Origin of the sequence: Mixta theicola (assembly GCF_002895925.1) — a bacterium.
In the GTDB taxonomy this organism is placed as follows: Bacteria; Pseudomonadota; Gammaproteobacteria; order Enterobacterales; family Enterobacteriaceae; genus Mixta; species Mixta theicola.
This window is the reverse complement of the sequence record NZ_NWUO01000009.1, coordinates 114,112-132,535: the sequence shown is the minus strand read 5'-3', so window position 1 is coordinate 132,535 and position 18,424 is coordinate 114,112. Positions and strand designations below refer to the sequence as shown.

Genomic DNA, 18,424 nt, shown 5'->3' with positions numbered 1-18,424 from the left:
TGATGTCGAATTCTTATGACTCCTCAAGTATCAAAGTCCTGAAAGGGCTTGATGCGGTACGCAAACGCCCGGGAATGTATATCGGCGATACGGATGACGGCACCGGTCTGCATCACATGGTATTCGAGGTCGTGGATAACGCCATCGACGAAGCGCTCGCCGGCCACTGTAAAGAGATCCTGGTTACCATTCATGCGGACAATTCCGTATCGGTGCAGGATGATGGCCGTGGCATTCCTACCGGCATCCACCCGGAAGAAGGCGTTTCGGCGGCGGAAGTGATCATGACCGTACTGCACGCCGGCGGTAAGTTCGATGACAACTCCTATAAAGTTTCCGGCGGCCTGCACGGCGTAGGCGTCTCGGTGGTTAACGCACTTTCTGAAAAGCTGGAGCTGACCATCCGTCGTGAAGGCAAAGTGCATCAGCAGACCTATGTTCACGGCGTGCCGCAGGCGCCGCTGGCGGTTACGGGCGAAACCGATCTGACCGGGACGCGCGTGCGTTTCTGGCCAAGCCATCGGACGTTTACCAACGTGGTCGATTTCGAATATGAAATCCTGGCCAAGCGCCTGCGCGAGCTGTCGTTCCTGAACTCCGGCGTTTCTATCCGCCTGGAAGACAAACGCACGGATAAAAGCGATCACTATCATTACGAAGGCGGCATCAAGGCGTTCGTTGAATACCTGAACAAAAATAAAACCCCGATCCATCCGAACGTTTTCTACTTCTCTACCGAGAAGGATGGCATCGGCGTGGAAGTGGCGCTGCAGTGGAACGATGGTTTCCAGGAAAACATTTACTGTTTCACTAACAATATTCCGCAGCGCGACGGCGGTACGCACCTGGCGGGCTTCCGCGCGGCGATGACGCGTACGCTGAACGCCTATATGGATAAAGAAGGCTACAGCAAAAAAGCGAAAGTCAGCGCCACCGGCGACGATGCGCGTGAAGGGCTAATCGCGGTGGTTTCCGTGAAGGTGCCGGATCCGAAGTTCTCCTCACAGACCAAAGATAAGCTGGTCTCTTCCGAGGTGAAGTCGGCGGTTGAATCGCAGATGAACGAACTGCTGGCCGAATACCTGCTGGAAAACCCGTCCGATGCGAAAATCGTGGTGGGCAAAATTATCGATGCGGCGCGTGCGCGTGAAGCAGCGCGCCGTGCGCGTGAAATGACCCGCCGTAAAGGCGCGCTGGACCTGGCCGGGCTGCCGGGCAAGCTGGCCGACTGTCAGGAGCGCGATCCGGCGCACTCTGAAATTTACCTGGTGGAGGGTGACTCCGCAGGGGGTTCAGCCAAGCAGGGACGTAACCGTAAGAACCAGGCCATCCTGCCGCTGAAAGGTAAAATCCTGAACGTAGAGAAAGCGCGCTTCGATAAGATGCTCGCCTCGCAGGAAGTGGCGACGCTGATCACCGCGCTGGGCTGCGGCATCGGCCGTGACGAATACAACCCGGACAAGCTGCGCTATCACAGCATCATTATCATGACCGATGCGGACGTCGACGGCTCGCACATTCGTACCCTGCTGTTGACCTTCTTCTATCGTCAGATGCCGGAAATCATCGAGCGCGGCCACGTTTATATTGCGCAGCCGCCGCTGTACAAGGTGAAAAAAGGCAAGCAGGAGCAGTACATCAAAGATGATGAGGCGATGGATCAGTATCAGATCGCCATTGCGCTGGATGGCGCAACGCTGCACACCAACGGAGCCGCGCCGGCTCTGGGCGGCGAACCGTTGGAAAGCCTGGTTTCCGAGTACAACAGCACGCAGCGCATGATCAAGCGTATGGAACGTCGCTTCCCGATGGCCCTGCTTAAAGCGCTGGTTTACCATCCGACGCTGGAAAGCCTGGATAACCAACAGACGGTCACCGACTGGATCGATACGCTGGTTACCTTGCTGAATGAAAAAGAGACCCACGGCAGTACCTACGTTGCCAGCGTGCGTGAAAATCGTGAGCTGAATATTTTTGAGCCGGTACTGCGCGTACGTACGCACGGCGTGGATACCGACTATCTGCTGGATAGCGAATTTATTCAGGGGCCGGAATATCGCAAAATCTGTACGCTGGGCGCTAAGCTGCGCGGTCTGCTGGAAGAAGATGCTTATATCGAACGCGGCGAACGCCGTCAGCCGATAGAAAGCTTCGAGCAGGCGCTGGAGTGGCTGGTGAAAGAGTCGCGTCGCGGCCTGTCGGTACAGCGTTATAAAGGTCTGGGCGAGATGAACCCGGAGCAGCTGTGGGAAACCACTATGGATCCGGATAGCCGCCGTATGCTGCGCGTAACGATTAAAGATGCGATTGCTGCCGATCAGCTGTTTACCACGCTGATGGGCGATGCGGTAGAACCACGCCGCGCCTTTATCGAAGAGAACGCCCTGAAAGCGGCCAATATCGATATTTAAGCGCTTTAGGATTTAACCGCAGCCTGACGCCAGTCCTTGTGACTGGCGTTTTTTTTATCTGGCGCGCCGCGAGTTTGCGTCATACTGGCCATTGTGAGCTGGATCGCGTTAGCATGACAGCAAACCGAAAACTAACGAGGACGTTATGGCGATAAAATTGATTGCAATTGATATGGACGGCACGCTGCTTAATCCCCAACACCAAATTACGTCGCGCGTAAAACAGGCTATCGGCCAGGCGCGTGACAAAGGCGTGCATATCGTGCTGACGACCGGACGTCCTTATATCGGTGTGGAACGCTATCTGATGGAGCTGGATCTGCAGCAGGAAGGCCAATACTGCATTACCAACAACGGCGCGCTGGTTCAACGGGCGGTAAACGGCGACTGCGTAGCGGAAACCACGCTCTCGTTTGATGATTATCTGAAGTTTGAACAGCTGGCGCGTGAACTGGGCGTTCATTTTCAGGCGCTGGATAAATCCTCGCTGTATACCCCGAACAAGGACATCAGTGAATACACCATCCATGAAGCCTCTCTGACCGGCATTCCGGTGCGCTATCGCGCGGTGGAAGAGATGGATCGCTCGCTCACCTTCCCGAAACTGATGATGATTGATAACTCGGAACTGCTGGATGCGGCCATCGCCCGTCTGCCGCAGGAGGCGCGGCAGAATTACACCCTGATGAAAAGCGCGCCTTTCTATCTTGAAATTCTTAATAAAAAGGTCAATAAAGGCACCGGCGTGCATGCGCTGGCGCAGCTGCTGCATCTGGCGCAGGATGAAATCATGGCTATCGGCGATCAGGAAAACGATCTGGCGATGATTGAATATGCGGGCACCGGCGTGGCGATGGGCAACGCGATCGATTCCGTTATCGCCGTCAGCCAGTTCGTCACCAAAACCAACGCGGAAGATGGCGTGGCGTATGCCATTGAGAAATTCGTACTGCGTTAAGCTCGCTTAGCAAATCCGTACGCAAAGGGGCCATCAGCCTGAACGCTGATGGCCCCTTTGTTTTGATGAATCCCGCCGCTTCTCCTTTTACGCTTCCCGTCTGATACGCGTCATCCCGATTTCGCCTGCGCTTTTTTATTGTCGTTTTTGTGATCAGGATTGTAGTACAACATGTATTGATTGTACTACATTAGGCCCTGTTGATATGGCATCAGGCGTCACGTTTGTACTGCAAAACAGAGGCGAAAAACAACAGCCGCGGTAAAGTAGAGGGCATTACCCCTTTGGATAAGGACGAACCATGACCCTCACGAAAACCGATCGCATCATCGTTACGCTGGGCCGCCAGATTGTCAGCGGCAAGTATGTTCCGGGCGCGGCGCTGCCAGCAGAGGCTGAGCTATGCGAAGAGTTTGCCACCTCGCGCAACATTATCCGCGAAGTCTTCCGCTCGCTGATGGCGAAACGGCTGATTGAGATGAAGCGTTACCGTGGAGCGTTTGTTGCGCCGCGTAACCAGTGGAACTACCTGGACACGGAGGTGCTGCAGTGGGTGCTGGAGCATGACTATGACCCACGACTGATCGCCGCCATGAGCGAGGTGCGCAATCTGGTGGAGCCCGCCATTGCCCGCTGGGCGGCGGAGCGCGCAACCTCCAGCGACCTTGCGCAGATTGAACTGGCGCTTAACGACATGATTGCCAACAACCAGAACCGCGAAGCGTTCAACGAAGCGGATATCCGCTATCACGAAGCGGTGCTGGCATCGGTGCATAATCCGCTGCTGCAGCAGCTGAGTATAGCTATCAGTTCTCTGCAGCGCGCGGTGTTTGAACGAACCTGGATGGGCGATGAGGCCAACATGCCGAAAACCCTGCGGGAACATAAGGCGCTGTACGATGCGATTCGGCATCAGGACAGCCAGGCGGCGGAACAGGCGGCGCTCACCATGATCGCCAGCTCCACCCGGAGACTCAAGGAAATCACATGACTTCACGCTACATCGCTATCGACTGGGGTTCGACCAACCTGCGCGCCTGGCTTTTTCAGAACGGCGACTGTCAGGAGAGCAGAAAATCCGAGGCGGGCGTCACCCGTCTTAACGGCAGATCCCCCGAAGCGGTGTTAGCGGAGGTTACCCAGGGCTGGCGCGACGACGCCACGCCGGTAATGATGGCCGGCATGGTCGGCAGCAACGCTGGCTGGAAAGTCGCCCCCTATTTGCCCTGTCCGGCTCGCTTCAGCGATTTTGGTCAGCAGCTCACCACGGCGGCGCCGAACGTTTTTATCATTCCCGGCCTCTGCGTACGGCAGGAAAACAACCGCAACGTGATGCGCGGCGAAGAGACGCAGCTGCTCGGCGCGCGGGCGTTACAGCCCGCGCCGCTCTATATCATGCCCGGCACCCACTGCAAATGGGTGCGCGCCGATAGCGAGCAGGTCACCGACTTCCGCACGGTCATGACCGGCGAGCTGCATCATCTGTTGCTGACGCATTCGCTGGTCGGCGCCGGGCTGCCCGCCCAGCAGGCGAGCACCGAGGCCTTCCGCGCCGGGCTGGCGCAGGGGCTGGAAACCGATGCACCGCTGGCCCGCCTGTTTGAAGTGCGCGCCGCCCACGTACTGGGCGAGCTGCCGCGCGAGCAGGTCAGCGAATTTCTCTCCGGGCTGCTGATTGGCAACGAGGTAGCCAGTATGGTTCGCCAGTGGCGGCCGGATACCCAGCAACCTATCACCATCGTCGCTGGCCAGGCGCTCGCCGAACGTTACCGGCAGGCGCTCAGCGCGTTGAATATCAGCGCGCAGGTGCTGGAAGGCGATACCGCATTTCAGGCAGGTATAAGGAGCATCGTTCATGCAGTGGCAGAATAAACTTCCGCTTATCGCCATCTTGCGCGGCATCACGCCGGCAGAGGCGCACGATCACGTCGGGGCGGTCATTGCGGCCGGGTTTGAAGCGGTGGAAATTCCGCTCAACTCGCCGGAATGGCGCACCAGCATCCCCGCCATGGTGAAGGCGTTTGGCGAGCAGGCGCTGATTGGCGCGGGCACCGTGCTTAAACCGGAGCAGGTCGATGAGCTGGCGGAGATGGACTGCAAACTTATCGTCACGCCGAATATTCAGCCGGCGCTGATCCGCCGCGCGGTGGATTACGGCATGAGCGTCTGCCCCGGCTGTGCCACGGCGACCGAGGCGTTCAACGCCATTGAGGCGGGCGCGCAGGCGCTGAAAATCTTCCCTTCCTCCGCCTTTGGACCCGATTACATCAAGGCGCTGAAAGCCGTGCTGCCGCCAGAAATTCCGCTCTTTGCCGTAGGCGGCGTGACGCCGGAAAATCTGGCGCTGTGGCTGAAGGCGGGCTGCATCGGCGCCGGGCTGGGCAGCGATTTATACCGCGCGGGGCAGCCGTTGAGCCGCACCGTTGAGCAGGCTAAAGCATTCGTTAAAGCGTATCGAGAGGCTGTGCAATGAAGATAACTAAACTCACCACCTGGCGTTTACCTCCCCGCTGGATGTTTCTTAAGATTGAAACCGATGAAGGCATTGTCGGCTGGGGCGAGCCGGTGATTGAAGGACGCGCCAGCACGGTTGAGGCAGCGGTGCATGAATTAGGCGAATACCTGATTGGCCAGGATCCGTCACGCATCAACGATCTCTGGCAGGTGATGTATCGCGGCGGCTTTTATCGCGGCGGCCCGATATTGATGAGCGCCATCGCCGGTATCGATCAGGCGCTGTGGGATATTAAAGGGAAAGTGTTAAACGCGCCGGTCTGGCAGTTAATGGGCGGCCTGGTGCGCGACAAAATCAAAGCCTATAGCTGGGTCGGCGGCGATCGCCCTGCGGAAGTCATTAACGGTATTCAGACGCTGCGCGAGATTGGCTTCGATACTTTTAAATTAAACGGCTGCGAAGAGCTGGGCGTAATTGATAACGCGCGCAAAGTGGATGCGGCAGTCAATACCGTGGCGCAGATCCGTGAAGCGTTCGGTATGAATATTGAATTCGGTCTCGATTTTCACGGTCGCGTCAGCGCGCCGATGGCGAAAATATTAATTAAAGAGCTGGAACCCTATCGCCCATTATTTATTGAGGAGCCGGTGCTGGCGGAGCAGGCGGAATATTATCCGCGGCTTGCGGCGCAAACCTCTATTCCTATCGCCGCGGGCGAGCGCATGTTCTCGCGCTTTGAGTTTAAGCGCGTGCTGGAGGCGGGCGGCCTGGCCATTCTGCAGCCGGATCTGTCACATGCAGGCGGCATCACCGAATGCTACAAAATCGCCGCGATGGCGGAAGCGTACGACGTCGGCCTTGCGCCGCACTGCCCGTTGGGGCCGATTGCGCTGGCGGCCTGTTTGCACGTCGATTTCGTCTCACGCAACGCCGTTTTCCAGGAACAGAGCATGGGCATTCACTATAACCAAGGCGCCGAGCTGCTCGACTTTGTGAAAAACAAAGAGGACTTCAAAATGGAAGGCGGCTATTTCCTGCCGTTAATGAAGCCGGGTCTGGGCGTGGAAATTGACGAGGAGCAGGTGATCGCGCGCAGCCAAAATAACGCCGACTGGCGTAATCCGTTATGGCGTCATCATGACGGCTCCGTCGCCGAATGGTAAACGCGTAATATTTAGCGATATAAAGGCAAGGGCTGAATTAACTCGTCGCTTTAGCGCTACGTGAATAATTTAAGCACCTGAGCTTAATAAATAAAAAATTCGTTATCCGAACACCCTCTGTAATCTACAGGGCATGGTGAGTGGCCTCGCCATGCCCAAATCTGGAGACAGATTATCATGGATATACCTGTAACTGCGGTAAAAACCGGGCGTCGCCGCTACCTGACGCTGCTAATGATCTTTATTACTGTCGTCATCTGCTACGTGGACCGCGCTAATCTGGCGGTGGCCTCGGCTCATATTCAGCAAGAGTTCGGCATCAGCAAAGCGGAAATGGGCTACGTCTTTTCCGCCTTCGCCTGGCTTTATACGCTTTGCCAGATTCCGGGCGGCTGGTTCCTCGATCGGGTGGGTTCGCGTCTGACCTATTTCATCGCCATTTTCGGCTGGTCGGTCGCCACGCTATTCCAGGGCTTCGCCAGCGGATTAATATCGCTGATCGGCCTGCGCGCCATCACCGGCGTTTTCGAGGCGCCGGCGTTTCCCACCAACAACCGCATGGTAACCAGCTGGTTCCCGGAGCGGGAGCGTGCCTCGGCGGTAGGTTTCTACACGTCCGGGCAGTTCGTCGGGCTGGCGTTCCTCACGCCGCTGCTTATCTGGATCCAGGAAGTATTAAGCTGGCACTGGGTATTTATCATCACCGGCGGCATCGGCATTATCTGGTCGCTGGTCTGGTTTAAGGTCTATCAGCCGCCGCGCCTGACCAAAAGCCTCAGCAAGACGGAGCTGGACTATATTCGCGACGGCGGCGGGCTGGTGGACGGCGATGCGCCGACGACGAAGGTTGAGCGCCAGCCGCTCTCCCGCGCCGACTGGAAGCTGGTTTTCCACCGCAAGCTGATCGGCGTTTATCTCGGCCAGTTTGCCGTGACCTCCACGCTCTGGTTCTTCCTCACCTGGTTCCCGAACTACCTGACGCAGGAGAAGGGCATCACCGCGCTCAAGGCGGGCTTTATGACCACCGTGCCGTTTCTCGCTGCCTTCGTTGGCGTGCTGCTCTCCGGCTGGGTGGCGGATCGTCTGGTGCGTAAAGGGCATTCACTCGGCGTGGCGCGTAAAACGCCGATTATCTGCGGGTTGCTGATCTCTACCTGCATCATGGGCGCGAACTACACCAACGATCCGGTCTGGATTGTGACGCTGATGGCTATCGCCTTCTTCGGCAACGGCTTCGCATCCATCACCTGGTCGCTGGTCTCTTCGCTGGCGCCGATGCGCCTGATCGGCCTGACCGGCGGCGTGTTCAACTTTGTCGGCGGGCTTGGCGGCATCACCGTGCCGTTGGTGATTGGCTATCTGGCGCAGGATTACGGTTTTGGCCCGGCGCTGATCTATATCTCCGCGGTGGCGCTGATCGGCGCGCTCTCTTACATCCTGCTGGTCGGAGAGGTGAAGCGCGTAGGCTAAGTCCCGCAAGGGAAAAGATCGACAGGCGACGGAGCGCATCAGGGCGTTACCGTCCGGCATCATCGGACGGTAACGGCTTCATTATGATAAAACTCAACCGTTAATCAGTCGCTTATAAAACGGTATCGCGAGGGTTCCGCTATGAATACCGATCTGTACGCTACAACCTTACGGCAGCTAAACGCGAAAATTATTCCCTTTATTATCATCTGCTATTTCGTTGCCAACCTCGATAAAACCAATATCTCCATCGCGGCGCTGCAAATGAACGCCGATCTCGGCCTGAGCACCAGCATGTATGGTCTGGGCGTGGGGATGTTCTATATCTCCTACATTATTTTCGAAATCCCCAGCAACGTGATCATGACGAAGGTGGGCGCCCGCGTGTGGATTGCGCGCATCATGATTACCTGGGGCATTGTCAGCGCCGGGATGTCGCTGGTGCAGACGCCGACGCAGCTCTATGTGATGCGTTTTCTGCTTGGCATGGCGGAGGCGGGCTTTACGCCGGGCATCATCTACTACATCTCCTGCTGGTTCCCGAAAAGCAACCGCGCGCGGGCGATGTCCTTCTTTTATATGGGCTCGGTGATGGCGTCGATTATCGGCCTGCCGCTTTCCGGCTCCCTGCTGAATATGCACGGCATTGCCGATATCGCGGGCTGGCGCTGGCTGTTCGCCATTGAGGGCGTGCCGGCGCTGGTGCTGGGCATTCTGGTGCTGTGGCGCCTGCCGCAAACGCCCGATCATGCCGCCTGGCTTTCCAGCGCGCAAAAAAGCTGGCTCAAGGCGCAGCTTGAGCGCGATAACGCAGGCGTGGAGGTGGGCAAAAACCACGGCTGGTACAGCGCGCTAAAAAACAAAACTGTGCTGCTGCTGAGCCTGGTCTGGTTTCTGCAGGCGTTCGGTTCTATCGGTATCACGCTGTTTCTGCCGCTGATCATCAAAAGCATGGCGAGCGAGCAAAGTAACCTGGTAGTGAGCCTGCTCTCCGCCGTGCCCTTTATCGCCGCCTGTTTATTTATGTACCTTAACGGCCGTCACTCCGACACCACCAGCGAGCGCAGCTGGCATCTCGGCCTGCCGCTGATTATTTCCGGCGTGTCGCTCGCTATCGCCATCTACTGCAGCAATTTACTGGTGGCCTATCTGCTGCTGGTGCTGACCGTCGGCTTTAACTTCGCCCTGACGCCGATTTTCTGGGCGGTTACCACCGAGAAGCTGGCGGGTGTCGCCGCTGCCGCCTCTATCGCCTTTATTAATACCGTGGCGAATTTCGTCGGGCTGGGGCTGCCGCCGATTCTGGGAAAAATCAAAGATATGACCAACAGCTATCACTATGGACTGCTGATTGTGGCGGTGGCGCTGATACTCGGCGGCGTTATCGGCGTGCTGGTATCACGCCCGGCGCGGCCTGGCACGGCTGAACGTACTGCTTCCCGTCTCTCTTAACGCAGGAAGGAAAATGAAACAGAAAGTATTGAAACAGGCCAGCCTGCCGGATGCGCTTACCGCCGGGCTGAGTGAACGCTACGACCTGCTTGAGCTGGCGCGGATGTCGCTTGCCGATCTTGCCGCCATCGCCGATGAGGTGACGGTCGTCATCACCAACGGCGAAGCGGTAGTGACGCGCGAATTTATCGCTTCGCTGCCTGCGTTAAAACTGATTGCGGTATTCGGCGTCGGTTATGACGGCGTGGACGTGGCGGCGGCGCACGATCGCGGCGTGGCGGTGACCCACACGCCGGGCGTGCTGACGGATGACGTTGCCGATCTCGCCGTCGGTCTGCTGCTGGCGACCTCGCGTAAAATCGTCGCCGCGCAGAAGTTTATTGAGCAGGATGGCTGGCGGGAGGGCGGCTTTCAGTGGACGCGCAAGGTCTCCGGCGCGCGTCTCGGCATTTTCGGCATGGGTCGCATCGGTCAGGCCATCGCGCGCCGCGCCCAGGCGTTTGATATGGATATCGCCTGGAACGGCCGTCGGCCGGACAGCAGCCTGCCGTGGCGCTATATCGATGACCTGCGCGCGCTGGCGGAGTGGAGCGATTTCCTGATGGTTTGCGTGCCGGGCGGCGCAAAAACGCAGGGTAAGGTAAATCAGCAGATCCTCGCCGCGCTGGGGCCGCAGGGCATGCTGATCAATATCTCACGCGGCAGCGTGGTGGATGAGGCTGCGCTGATCGACGCGCTGGATCGCGGCGCTATCGCTGGCGCGGGGCTGGACGTCTTCGCCGATGAGCCGAACGTCCCCGCCGCGCTGCAGCAGCGCGACAACGTGGTCATCACGCCGCATATGGCCAGCGCTACCTGGGAGACGCGCCGCGAAATGTCACGGCTGGTGTTGGAAAACGTCAACGCCTGGTTTACCGGCCAGCCGCTGATTACGCCGGTTCCCTGATAGGTTTTTACGCGCGAATCTTTTACCCTGAGGCGATACTTCGTCGCTTCAGGGTTTTTATTTATGAAACAGCTTACTTTCGCCGCGCGTAACCATCAGCTGACCAACATCAACGTCTGGACCGGCGATAGCCAGTGGCTGGTTTATGATGTGCGTCCTTCCGGCGCCTCCTTTACCGGCTTAACCATTGAACGCGTCAATGTGACCAGCGGGATGACGGAAATTCTCTATCAGGCGCGTGACGGCGCCCACGTTGGCGTCGTTACCGTTAGCCCGGATATGCCGCCGCGCTATGTTTGTATTCATGGGCCGGAGCATCCGGACGCCAGCTGGCGCTATGATTTCCATCATCGCCGTGGCGTTATCATTCAGAACGGCACGGCGGAAAACCTCGACGCCTGCGATATTACGCCGCCTTTTACGCCCGGCGCGCTGCGTGGCGGCTCGCATGTTCACATTTTCAGCCCGGACGGCAGCCGCATCAGCTTTACCTATAACGATCATGTGATGCACGAATGGGATAGCAAAGAGGATTTGCGTAACGTAGGCGTTGCCGTACCGCTGCATGCGGTTTGTCCCGTTAAACAGCATCCGCGTGAATATGACGGCAGCCATTTTTGCGTGCTGGTCAGCAAAACCACCTCCACGCCCCGGCCCGGCAGCGATGAGATCAATCGCGCTTACGAAGAGGGTTGGATCGGTCAGCAGGGCTATTTGCGTGCGGACGGCAGCCGTCAGCGCTGGGCGCTGGCCTTTATTGGCGATACGCGGGCAACGGATGGCAGCACGGTGCCGGAAGTGTTTATTGTCGATCTGCCGGAAAGCCTGACGGAGTATGCTCAGCCGGGAGATGCGCCGCTGGAAGGCACCGAAACCAGCTTACCGGCGGTGCCGCGCGGCGTTGTCCAGCGCCGCTTAACGTTTACTCATCAGCGCCGCTATCCGGGGCTGGCGACGGCGCCGCGTCACTGGCTGCGCAGCGCGCCGGACGGCAGTGAAATCGCCTGTTTGATGCGTGATGATAAAGGCGTAGTGCAGCTGTGGGGCATTCCGTCATGCGGCGGCGAACCGCGCCAGATTACACACGGCAGGCATGATATCCAGTCGGCGTTTAGCTGGCATCCCGATGGCGATCGGCTGGCTTTTATCTGCGATAACAGCGTGATGCTGTGCGAGCGGGAAAGCGGAAAGCTACGGCGTCTTACGCCGCGAAGTGCAACGCCGCCGTCAGGCGATGCGGTCGTGTTTTCGCCCGATGGCCGTCAGGTCGCCTGGATGTGCGACCTTGACGGCTACCGGCAGATATTTACGGTTGCGGTGAGTTAATCGCCAGCGGCGCGGCTTCCGCCAGGTTTTCCTGGGTACGCGCCAGTTTTTCCGCTTCTATGACGCGTGCGCGCGGCGAATCGATAGATTGGCTGTCGCCAGCACGCATATAGTCCCAGGGCAGCAGGACGGTATCCAGTACGGCGGAGAAAGGAAGATCGACCAGCGCCAGCGGCTTCAGCGCCCAGCTGCTTTGATCGTCGGTTAATATTTCCGCGCTGGCGCGGGTGCCGGGATAATAACCCTGACTGGCGCCGGTATGTGACATCATGCTGGAGCAGCCGGAAGTACCGGCCAATGCACTGCAGGCCAGAAGCCCTGCTAAACGGTATTTCTTTATCGCTTTCATCTTTTTATCCCTTCAGCCATAGCCGGTAGCCTGGCTGAGTTTCATTATCCGCGGCGGGGAAAATCCCGGTCACTCTGTGGTGACTCACGCCTGATGTATGACGACATTTTCCCCTGAGTGTATGACATTCTCTGGTGTTTGCTTAAAAAAATCGCAAATCTCCTCTTGAAAGATTTTTAGCTATCCCCATTTTGTTATCACGGTCAGCGCGGCCTTCGCCGAATGGGTTTGCCAGCGTGACCGGATAGCCTGTCCATAGCGGAAGGCTACGATTAACCAACTCGCTGAAAATCAGGAGCTTTGCATTATGCGTAACTTTGACCTTTCTCCGCTCTATCGTTCATCTATCGGTTTCGATCGTCTGTTCAACCTGCTGGAATCTAATCAGAACCAAAGCAACGGCGGTTACCCTCCGTATAACGTTGAGCTGGTGGCGGAAAACCACTACCGCATTACTATTGCCGTAGCGGGTTTCGCACAGAACGAACTGGATATTACCGCGCATGACAATATGTTAATCGTGCGTGGCGCACATCCTGAAGAACAGAACGAGCGCAAATATCTTTATCAGGGTATTGCCGAACGTAATTTCGAACGTAAATTCCAGCTGGCCGACCACATTGTGGTGCGCGATGCCCGCCTGGAAAACGGCCTGCTGTACATCGATCTGGAACGCATCGTGCCGGAAGAGATGAAACCACGCCGTATCGAAATCCTGGGCTAATAAGCTAGCCTGACGCCGCGGAAACGCGGCGTTGTTATATCTGCCGTCGGCAACAATCCGTTAGTCGTGCTGCGCACGCGCCGTACGCAGCGGCTTTAACCGCCCGCCAAAGACATTAATTACCAGACCGATCACAATAATCATAGCGCCGATAAGCTGACGCATTGAGAGCGTTTCCCCCAGCAGCAGCGCCGCGCTAAGAATGCCCACCACCGGCACCAGCAGCGAAAGCGGCGCCACGCGCCAGGTTTCATAGCGGCTCAGCAGCGTGCCCCAGATGCCGTAGCCTACAATGGTGGCGACAAACGCCAGATAAAACAGCACCAGCACCGTTTGCAGCTGGATATGCGCCAGGCTGTGAACAATCGCTGCCTGCCCTTCGAACAGCCATGAACAAAGCAGAAACGGCACGACGGGTATCAGCGCGCTCCAGACCACCAGCGACATAATGGGAACATTACCGTTACGCATAATGACCTTATTGGTAATGTTGCCCATACCCCAGCAGAGCGCGGCGGCCAGCGTCAGCAGCATGGTGGTTATCGTCACGCCGCTGGCGGCCTGGATGCCATGAGCGGTGGTGGCTAACAGAAACATGCCGCCTGAGGCGATAACAATACCGGCGACATGGTGCCAGCGCAGCTTTTCCGCCAGCAGCAGCGCGCCGAGCAGCAGCGTAAAAAAGGCCTGTGCCTGCAGCACCAGCGACGCCAGCCCGGCAGGCATACCGAGATTGAGAGCCAGAAACAGAAAGGCGAACTGCCCAAAGCTGATGGTCAGCCCATAGAGTGCCAGCCAGCGCAGCGGAACTTTCGGTGGGCGCACAAAAAAGATAGCGGGTAGCGCCACCAGCGCAAAGCGCAGGGCAGCCAGCAGAAACGGTGGCATATCGTGCAGCCCGACCTTGATCACCACGAAGTTAACGCCCCAGGTGACGACCACACACAGCGCCAGCAACAGATCTTTTACAGACATCTTTTCTCCAGCTATCCATAGTTAAGAAATTGTTAATTAACTTACTCGCAAATCTGCCTGTTTGCTATACAGAGCGTACAACCATAAGGGGACGATCTGATGGACGAAGGGATAAAGAGAGGGTTTATCCCCTTCATTTGGCCTCCATGATTTTTTCCCTGCTCAATACGGTTGCATGGTAGGTTTTTATTAAAGTTAAAAAGATTAAATGAAAAAGTTGTACCTGAATGACATTGAATATATTTCGGGAGTGGCGGCGGGCGGGGGATATGCCGAATTCAGGGCGGTTATCAGGTCTGTGATTGAGAATAGGTTTAAGGGGTGGAAACATCCCTTAAACCTATCAGCGGCTCGTGATATTACTGTCGTTTAGCGCCCCGGCTACGCCAGTTCGCCCCAGGCGCGCTCGATCTCTTCAGCAAGAATTTTTACGGCCCGTTCAATCTTTTCGCCGTCCGGAACATAGTTCATGCGCATACACTGATGCGTATGCGGCCAGTCCTGCGCCAGCCCAGGGAAAAAGAAATGTCCGGGCACCATCAGTACGCCACGCTGTTTCAGGCGCTGATAAAGCAGTTCGGTGGTGATGGGCAGATCTTTAAACCACAGCCACAGAAAGATCGCTCCTTCCGGCTTATGAATCAGACAGCGCTCTTCCGGCAGATAGCGGCGAATAATGCTGATGGTTTCCTGCACGCGCTGCTGATAGAAAGGTTTGATCGCCGTTTCCGACAGCCGCAGCAGATCGCCGCGCTGAATCATTTCCGTGGCGATGGCGGGGCCAATGCCGCCCGGCGCCAGGCTGATAATGCCGTTCATATTGCTGATGGCGTCAATTACCTTCTCATCCGCCACGATAATCCCGCAGCGCGCACCCGGCAGCCCCAGTTTCGACAGGCTCATGCAGAGAATAACGTTGGGATTCCACAGCGGACGCGCCTCGCTGAAAATAATGCCGGGAAAAGGCAGGCCGTAGGCGTTATCGATCAATAACGGAATGTCATGCTGCTGCGCCAGCATATCCAAATGCAGCAGCTCATCATCGGTAATCACATTGCCGGTAGGGTTAGTGGGGCGCGAAACGCAAATCAGACCAATTTCATCGGTAATCGACAAATGATCGAAATCGACGTGATATTTAAACTGGCCTTCCGGCAGTAGTTCGATATTGGGCCGGGCGGCAACAAACAGTTCTTCATCCAGCCCGGCATCGGCATAGCCAAGATATTCCGGCGTCAGCGGAAACAGCACGCGCTTTTTGGTGCCGTCGGCACAACGTCCGGCATACAGGTTAAACAGATAGAAAAAAGCGCTCTGGCTGCCGTTGGTCAGGGCGATATTTTTAGGCGAGATTTGCCAGCCCAGCTCCTCGCGCAGCAGCGTTGCCAGCGCTTCCAGCAACAGCGCTTTGCCGCGTGGGCCATCATAATTGCACAGCGCCTCGGTTAGCTTTCCCTCCTGATGCATCTGCAGCAGCAGCTGATGAAAATAGTTATCCATCTCCGGGATCTGCGCCGGATTGCCGCCGCCAAGCATCACCGCGCCAGGCGTGCGCAGCCCTTCGTCCATATCTTCCATTAAACGAGCAATGCCGGTATGGCGGGTAAATTTGTCACCGAAGAGAGAAAAGCTCATAGCTGTCAATTAAATATGATGGGCAAGTGGGGTTCTACCTTACCGTCAGGCGGATGCTGATGCAAATGCCTGACCAGCACGGCGGTCAGGCACGTTAAACTCAGGCTACGCTGACCTGTACGCTATTAAAAGATGAGCTGGCGGTAAGGCGGATCGCTTAGCGCAGCACCTGGGGATTAACGCAGTTCTTCTCTACGTTGCCCGCCAGCGCGGCAATCAGGTTTTCTACCGCATCGCGCGCCATACCGTAGCGGGTTTCATGCGTTGCAGAGCCAATATGCGGCAGCGCCACGACGTTAGGCAGCTTCAGCAATTCTGAATCGGCCGGCAGCGGTTCCTGTTCAAACACATCCAGCCCGGCGGCATGAATGGTTTTATCTTTCAGCGCCGCGATCAGCGCCTGCTCATCCACCACCGGACCGCGGCCCGCGTTGATTAAAATGGCGCCCGGCTTCATTTTTGCCAGCTGCTCACGTCCGATCATATGGTGCGTTTGCTCGGTCAGCGGCAGGCTGATGCAAAGAAAATCGCACTCCTGCAGCAGCGTATCAAGATCGCAATACTGCGCGTTAAAGCGTGATTCCGCTTCCTCATGATGTTTGCGGGCATTATACAGAATCGGCATGCCGAAGCCGTGATGCGCGCGCTGCGCCAGCGCCAGGCCGATGCGGCCCATGCCAAGAATGCCCATCTTTTTATGATGCACATCGATACCAAACCAGTCCGGCCCGATGCTGCGCTGCCACTCTCCGGCCTTAACCCGCTCGGCAACCTCCACCACGCGGCGGGCGCTGCTCAATACCAACGCCATCATAGTATCGGCGACGGTTTCGGTCAGCACGGTTGGCGTATGCATCAGCACAATGCCGCGCTGGTTCATCGCATCGACGTCAAAATTGTCATAGCCCACGGAAATGGTCGAGGCGGCACGCAGCTTTGGCATTTTCTCCAGCAGCGCGTCATCCACTTTGCAGCTGGAACCGATGATGCCTTCCGCACGGGCCAGGAGATCCGCATGTTCTTCCACGCTTTCCGGCGTCAGGCCTTTAATGGCCGTTACGGTAAAATGCGCATCAAGACGGGCACGTAAATCATCGGGCAAAGATTTGTATAACACCACTTCAGGCTTCATATCAGGCTCCATCCGCCTGTCAGGCGGTAAAACAAAAAGAATGGGACTATGGTCTGAGGCCGGGCGAACCCGGCCTTTACGCGCGGGCTAATCAGGCGTGCCTGGCCGCGCGTCCGGGAGAGGGGGACTTCTTGTTCTCCGCCGGTTTAACGATCAGCGTCAGGAAAACAGCAACCAGCAGCGCAACGCCCATAAAGATATACGATGCCGCCGGACTGCCGGTCGCACCGTTAAGGTAGCCAACGATCCATGAACCGATAAACGAGCCGAGCGCGCCCATGCTGTTAATTAACGCCATCGCGCCGCCCGCTACGTTGCGCGGCAACATTTCAGGAATAATCGCGAAGAAGGGACCATAAGGCGCATACATTGCCGCACCGGCGATGACCAGCAGGCTGTAAGAAAGCCAGAAGTTATCGGAGCCGACCAGCCACGAGCCGAGAAACGCCAGCGCGCCGATCAGCAGCAAAGGCCAGACGAACAGCTTACGGTTTTGCATCCGGTCAGAGGCCCAGGACACCACGATCATCGCAATGGTCGCCGCCAGATAAGGCACGGCAGAAAGCCAGCCCGCTTCAACCATGCCCATTTCGGAGCCGTTGCGTAAAATCGAAGGCAGCCACAGCACGAAGCCGTACACGCCGATGCTCCAGGCAAAATACTGTACGCAGAGGATAATTACGTTGCGCGATTTAAAGGCTTCCCGATAGTTGCGCACCGCCTTAATCCCTTCCTGCTCTTTACGCAGCTGCTCCTGCAGCGCGGCTTTTTCATCTTCGCTCAGCCAGCGCGCCTGAGAGGGTTTATCCTGCACCATAAACCACCACAGCACCGCCCAGATAACCGCCGGGATCCCTTCAAAAATAAACATCTCGCGCCAGCCGAAGGCGTTGATCAGGTAGCCGGAAACCACCGACATCCACAGCACGGTGACCGGGTTGCCCAAAATCAAAAAGGTGTTGGCACGCGAGCGTTCCGATTTGGTAAACCAGTTGCTGATATAGATCAGCATCGCTGGCATAACCGCCGCTTCCACCACGCCCAGTACAAAGCGGATCGCCGCCAGCATCGGGATATTGCTCACCACGCCGGTCAGCGAGGCGCAAATGCCCCACAATACCAGGCACCAGAACACCAGCTTTTTCACGCTGCGGCGTTCGGCATACATGGCGCCGGGGATCTGGAAGAAAAAGTAGCCGAGGAAGAACAGCGCGCCCAGCAGAGAGGACATGCCTTTGGTAATGCCTAAATCTTCATTAATACCGGCCGCCGAGGCGAAGCTAAAGTTTGCACGGTCGAGGTACGCCAGGCTGTAGGTGATAAAGATGATGGGGATGATATACCACCAACGTTTCGGAGCGATTGTATGCTTATTCATGAGCTTATCCTCTGTTGAGGGCGCATATTCTGATGACGACGTCATCGATG

At 57.0% G+C, this 18,424-nt stretch carries 15 protein-coding genes and 1 pseudogene; 11 read left to right on the top strand and 5 right to left on the bottom strand.

Going from position 1 to position 18,424, the window contains the following annotated elements:
* Positions 1-2 precede the first annotated feature (2 nt).
* The 10 genes and pseudogenes from gyrB to COO59_RS13300 all read left to right on the top strand — a co-directional run bounded on the left by gyrB (position 3) and on the right by COO59_RS13300 (position 12,181).
* Positions 3-2,411: a DNA topoisomerase (ATP-hydrolyzing) subunit B gene (gene gyrB / locus COO59_RS13345; RefSeq protein WP_103060281.1), complete on the top strand. Its 2,409-nt coding sequence runs from the start codon at positions 3-5 to the stop codon at positions 2,409-2,411.
* Between the two features lie 145 nt (positions 2,412-2,556).
* A complete protein-coding gene (gene yidA, locus COO59_RS13340) occupies positions 2,557-3,369 on the top strand; it encodes a sugar-phosphatase (protein WP_103060280.1) in 813 nt (270 codons plus the stop codon).
* A 301-nt stretch (positions 3,370-3,670) separates the two neighbouring features.
* Positions 3,671-4,360: a D-galactonate utilization transcriptional regulator DgoR gene (gene dgoR / locus COO59_RS13335; RefSeq protein ID WP_103060279.1), complete on the top strand. Its 690-nt coding sequence runs from the start codon at positions 3,671-3,673 to the stop codon at positions 4,358-4,360.
* Complete coding sequence (locus COO59_RS13330) at positions 4,357-5,241, top strand: 2-dehydro-3-deoxygalactonokinase (RefSeq protein WP_103060278.1); 885 nt, start codon at positions 4,357-4,359, stop codon at positions 5,239-5,241. Before dgoR ends, COO59_RS13330 begins: the two co-directional genes overlap by 4 nt.
* Complete coding sequence (locus tag COO59_RS13325; protein ID WP_103060277.1) at positions 5,225-5,842, top strand: 2-dehydro-3-deoxy-6-phosphogalactonate aldolase; 618 nt, start codon at positions 5,225-5,227, stop codon at positions 5,840-5,842. The genes COO59_RS13330 and COO59_RS13325 overlap by 17 nt, the downstream gene beginning before the upstream one ends.
* On the top strand, positions 5,839-6,987 hold the full coding sequence (gene dgoD, locus COO59_RS13320) for a galactonate dehydratase (protein ID WP_103060276.1): 1,149 nt from the start codon (positions 5,839-5,841) through the stop codon (positions 6,985-6,987). The genes COO59_RS13325 and dgoD overlap by 4 nt, the downstream gene beginning before the upstream one ends.
* A gap of 133 nt (positions 6,988-7,120) precedes the next feature.
* Positions 7,121-8,457, top strand: a pseudogene (locus COO59_RS13315) (MFS transporter).
* A 141-nt stretch (positions 8,458-8,598) separates the two neighbouring features.
* Complete coding sequence (locus COO59_RS13310) at positions 8,599-9,909, top strand: MFS transporter (protein WP_103060274.1); 1,311 nt, start codon at positions 8,599-8,601, stop codon at positions 9,907-9,909.
* A 13-nt stretch (positions 9,910-9,922) separates the two neighbouring features.
* Complete coding sequence (locus COO59_RS13305; protein WP_103060273.1) at positions 9,923-10,855, top strand: 2-hydroxyacid dehydrogenase; 933 nt, start codon at positions 9,923-9,925, stop codon at positions 10,853-10,855.
* Positions 10,856-10,918: 63 nt separating this feature from the next.
* Complete coding sequence (locus COO59_RS13300; protein WP_103060272.1) at positions 10,919-12,181, top strand: YidR family protein; 1,263 nt, start codon at positions 10,919-10,921, stop codon at positions 12,179-12,181.
* Here COO59_RS13300 and COO59_RS13295 read toward each other — a convergent pair.
* A complete protein-coding gene (locus COO59_RS13295; RefSeq protein ID WP_103060271.1) occupies positions 12,162-12,530 on the bottom strand; it encodes a YceK/YidQ family lipoprotein in 369 nt (122 codons plus the stop codon). The two genes, COO59_RS13300 and COO59_RS13295, sit on opposite strands and share 20 nt — an antisense overlap.
* A gap of 307 nt (positions 12,531-12,837) precedes the next feature.
* On the opposite strand from COO59_RS13295, the gene ibpA reads away from it, so the two are divergent.
* Positions 12,838-13,254: a small heat shock chaperone IbpA gene (ibpA, locus tag COO59_RS13290; protein ID WP_103060270.1), complete on the top strand. Its 417-nt coding sequence runs from the start codon at positions 12,838-12,840 to the stop codon at positions 13,252-13,254.
* Positions 13,255-13,314: 60 nt separating this feature from the next.
* Here the strand turns inward: ibpA and COO59_RS13285 are convergent, their stop codons facing one another.
* The 4 genes from COO59_RS13285 to COO59_RS13270 all read right to left on the bottom strand — a co-directional run bounded on the left by COO59_RS13285 (position 13,315) and on the right by COO59_RS13270 (position 18,374).
* Entirely contained in the window at positions 13,315-14,229 is a 915-nt protein-coding gene (locus COO59_RS13285) for an EamA family transporter (protein WP_103060269.1), read from the bottom strand.
* Positions 14,230-14,610: 381 nt separating this feature from the next.
* Positions 14,611-15,864, bottom strand: coding sequence for a valine--pyruvate transaminase (locus COO59_RS13280; RefSeq protein WP_103060268.1), 1,254 nt, complete (start codon positions 15,862-15,864; stop codon positions 14,611-14,613).
* 157 nt (positions 15,865-16,021) lie between these two features.
* Entirely contained in the window at positions 16,022-16,996 is a 975-nt protein-coding gene (gene ghrB, locus COO59_RS13275) for a glyoxylate/hydroxypyruvate reductase GhrB (protein ID WP_103060267.1), read from the bottom strand.
* 91 nt (positions 16,997-17,087) lie between these two features.
* Positions 17,088-18,374, bottom strand: a complete 1,287-nt coding sequence (locus COO59_RS13270) for an MFS transporter (protein ID WP_103060266.1) — start codon at positions 18,372-18,374, stop codon at positions 17,088-17,090.
* Positions 18,375-18,424 lie beyond the last annotated feature (50 nt).

Coding starts and splice junctions, on each gene's coding strand:
- COO59_RS13305 (WP_103060273.1), top strand. CDS start 9,923: ATGAAACAGAAAGTATTGAAACAGGCCAGCCTGCCGGATGCGCTTACC.
- ibpA (WP_103060270.1), top strand. CDS start 12,838: ATGCGTAACTTTGACCTTTCTCCGCTCTATCGTTCATCTATCGGTTTC.
- dgoR (WP_103060279.1), top strand. CDS start 3,671: ATGACCCTCACGAAAACCGATCGCATCATCGTTACGCTGGGCCGCCAG.
- COO59_RS13310 (WP_103060274.1), top strand. CDS start 8,599: ATGAATACCGATCTGTACGCTACAACCTTACGGCAGCTAAACGCGAAA.
- COO59_RS13270 (WP_103060266.1), bottom strand. CDS start 18,374: ATGAATAAGCATACAATCGCTCCGAAACGTTGGTGGTATATCATCCCC.
- COO59_RS13330 (WP_103060278.1), top strand. CDS start 4,357: ATGACTTCACGCTACATCGCTATCGACTGGGGTTCGACCAACCTGCGC.
- COO59_RS13280 (WP_103060268.1), bottom strand. CDS start 15,864: ATGAGCTTTTCTCTCTTCGGTGACAAATTTACCCGCCATACCGGCATT.
- ghrB (WP_103060267.1), bottom strand. CDS start 16,996: ATGAAGCCTGAAGTGGTGTTATACAAATCTTTGCCCGATGATTTACGT.
- COO59_RS13300 (WP_103060272.1), top strand. CDS start 10,919: ATGAAACAGCTTACTTTCGCCGCGCGTAACCATCAGCTGACCAACATC.
- COO59_RS13285 (WP_103060269.1), bottom strand. CDS start 14,229: ATGTCTGTAAAAGATCTGTTGCTGGCGCTGTGTGTGGTCGTCACCTGG.
- COO59_RS13325 (WP_103060277.1), top strand. CDS start 5,225: ATGCAGTGGCAGAATAAACTTCCGCTTATCGCCATCTTGCGCGGCATC.
- dgoD (WP_103060276.1), top strand. CDS start 5,839: ATGAAGATAACTAAACTCACCACCTGGCGTTTACCTCCCCGCTGGATG.
- COO59_RS13295 (WP_103060271.1), bottom strand. CDS start 12,530: ATGAAAGCGATAAAGAAATACCGTTTAGCAGGGCTTCTGGCCTGCAGT.
- gyrB (WP_103060281.1), top strand. CDS start 3: ATGTCGAATTCTTATGACTCCTCAAGTATCAAAGTCCTGAAAGGGCTT.
- yidA (WP_103060280.1), top strand. CDS start 2,557: ATGGCGATAAAATTGATTGCAATTGATATGGACGGCACGCTGCTTAAT.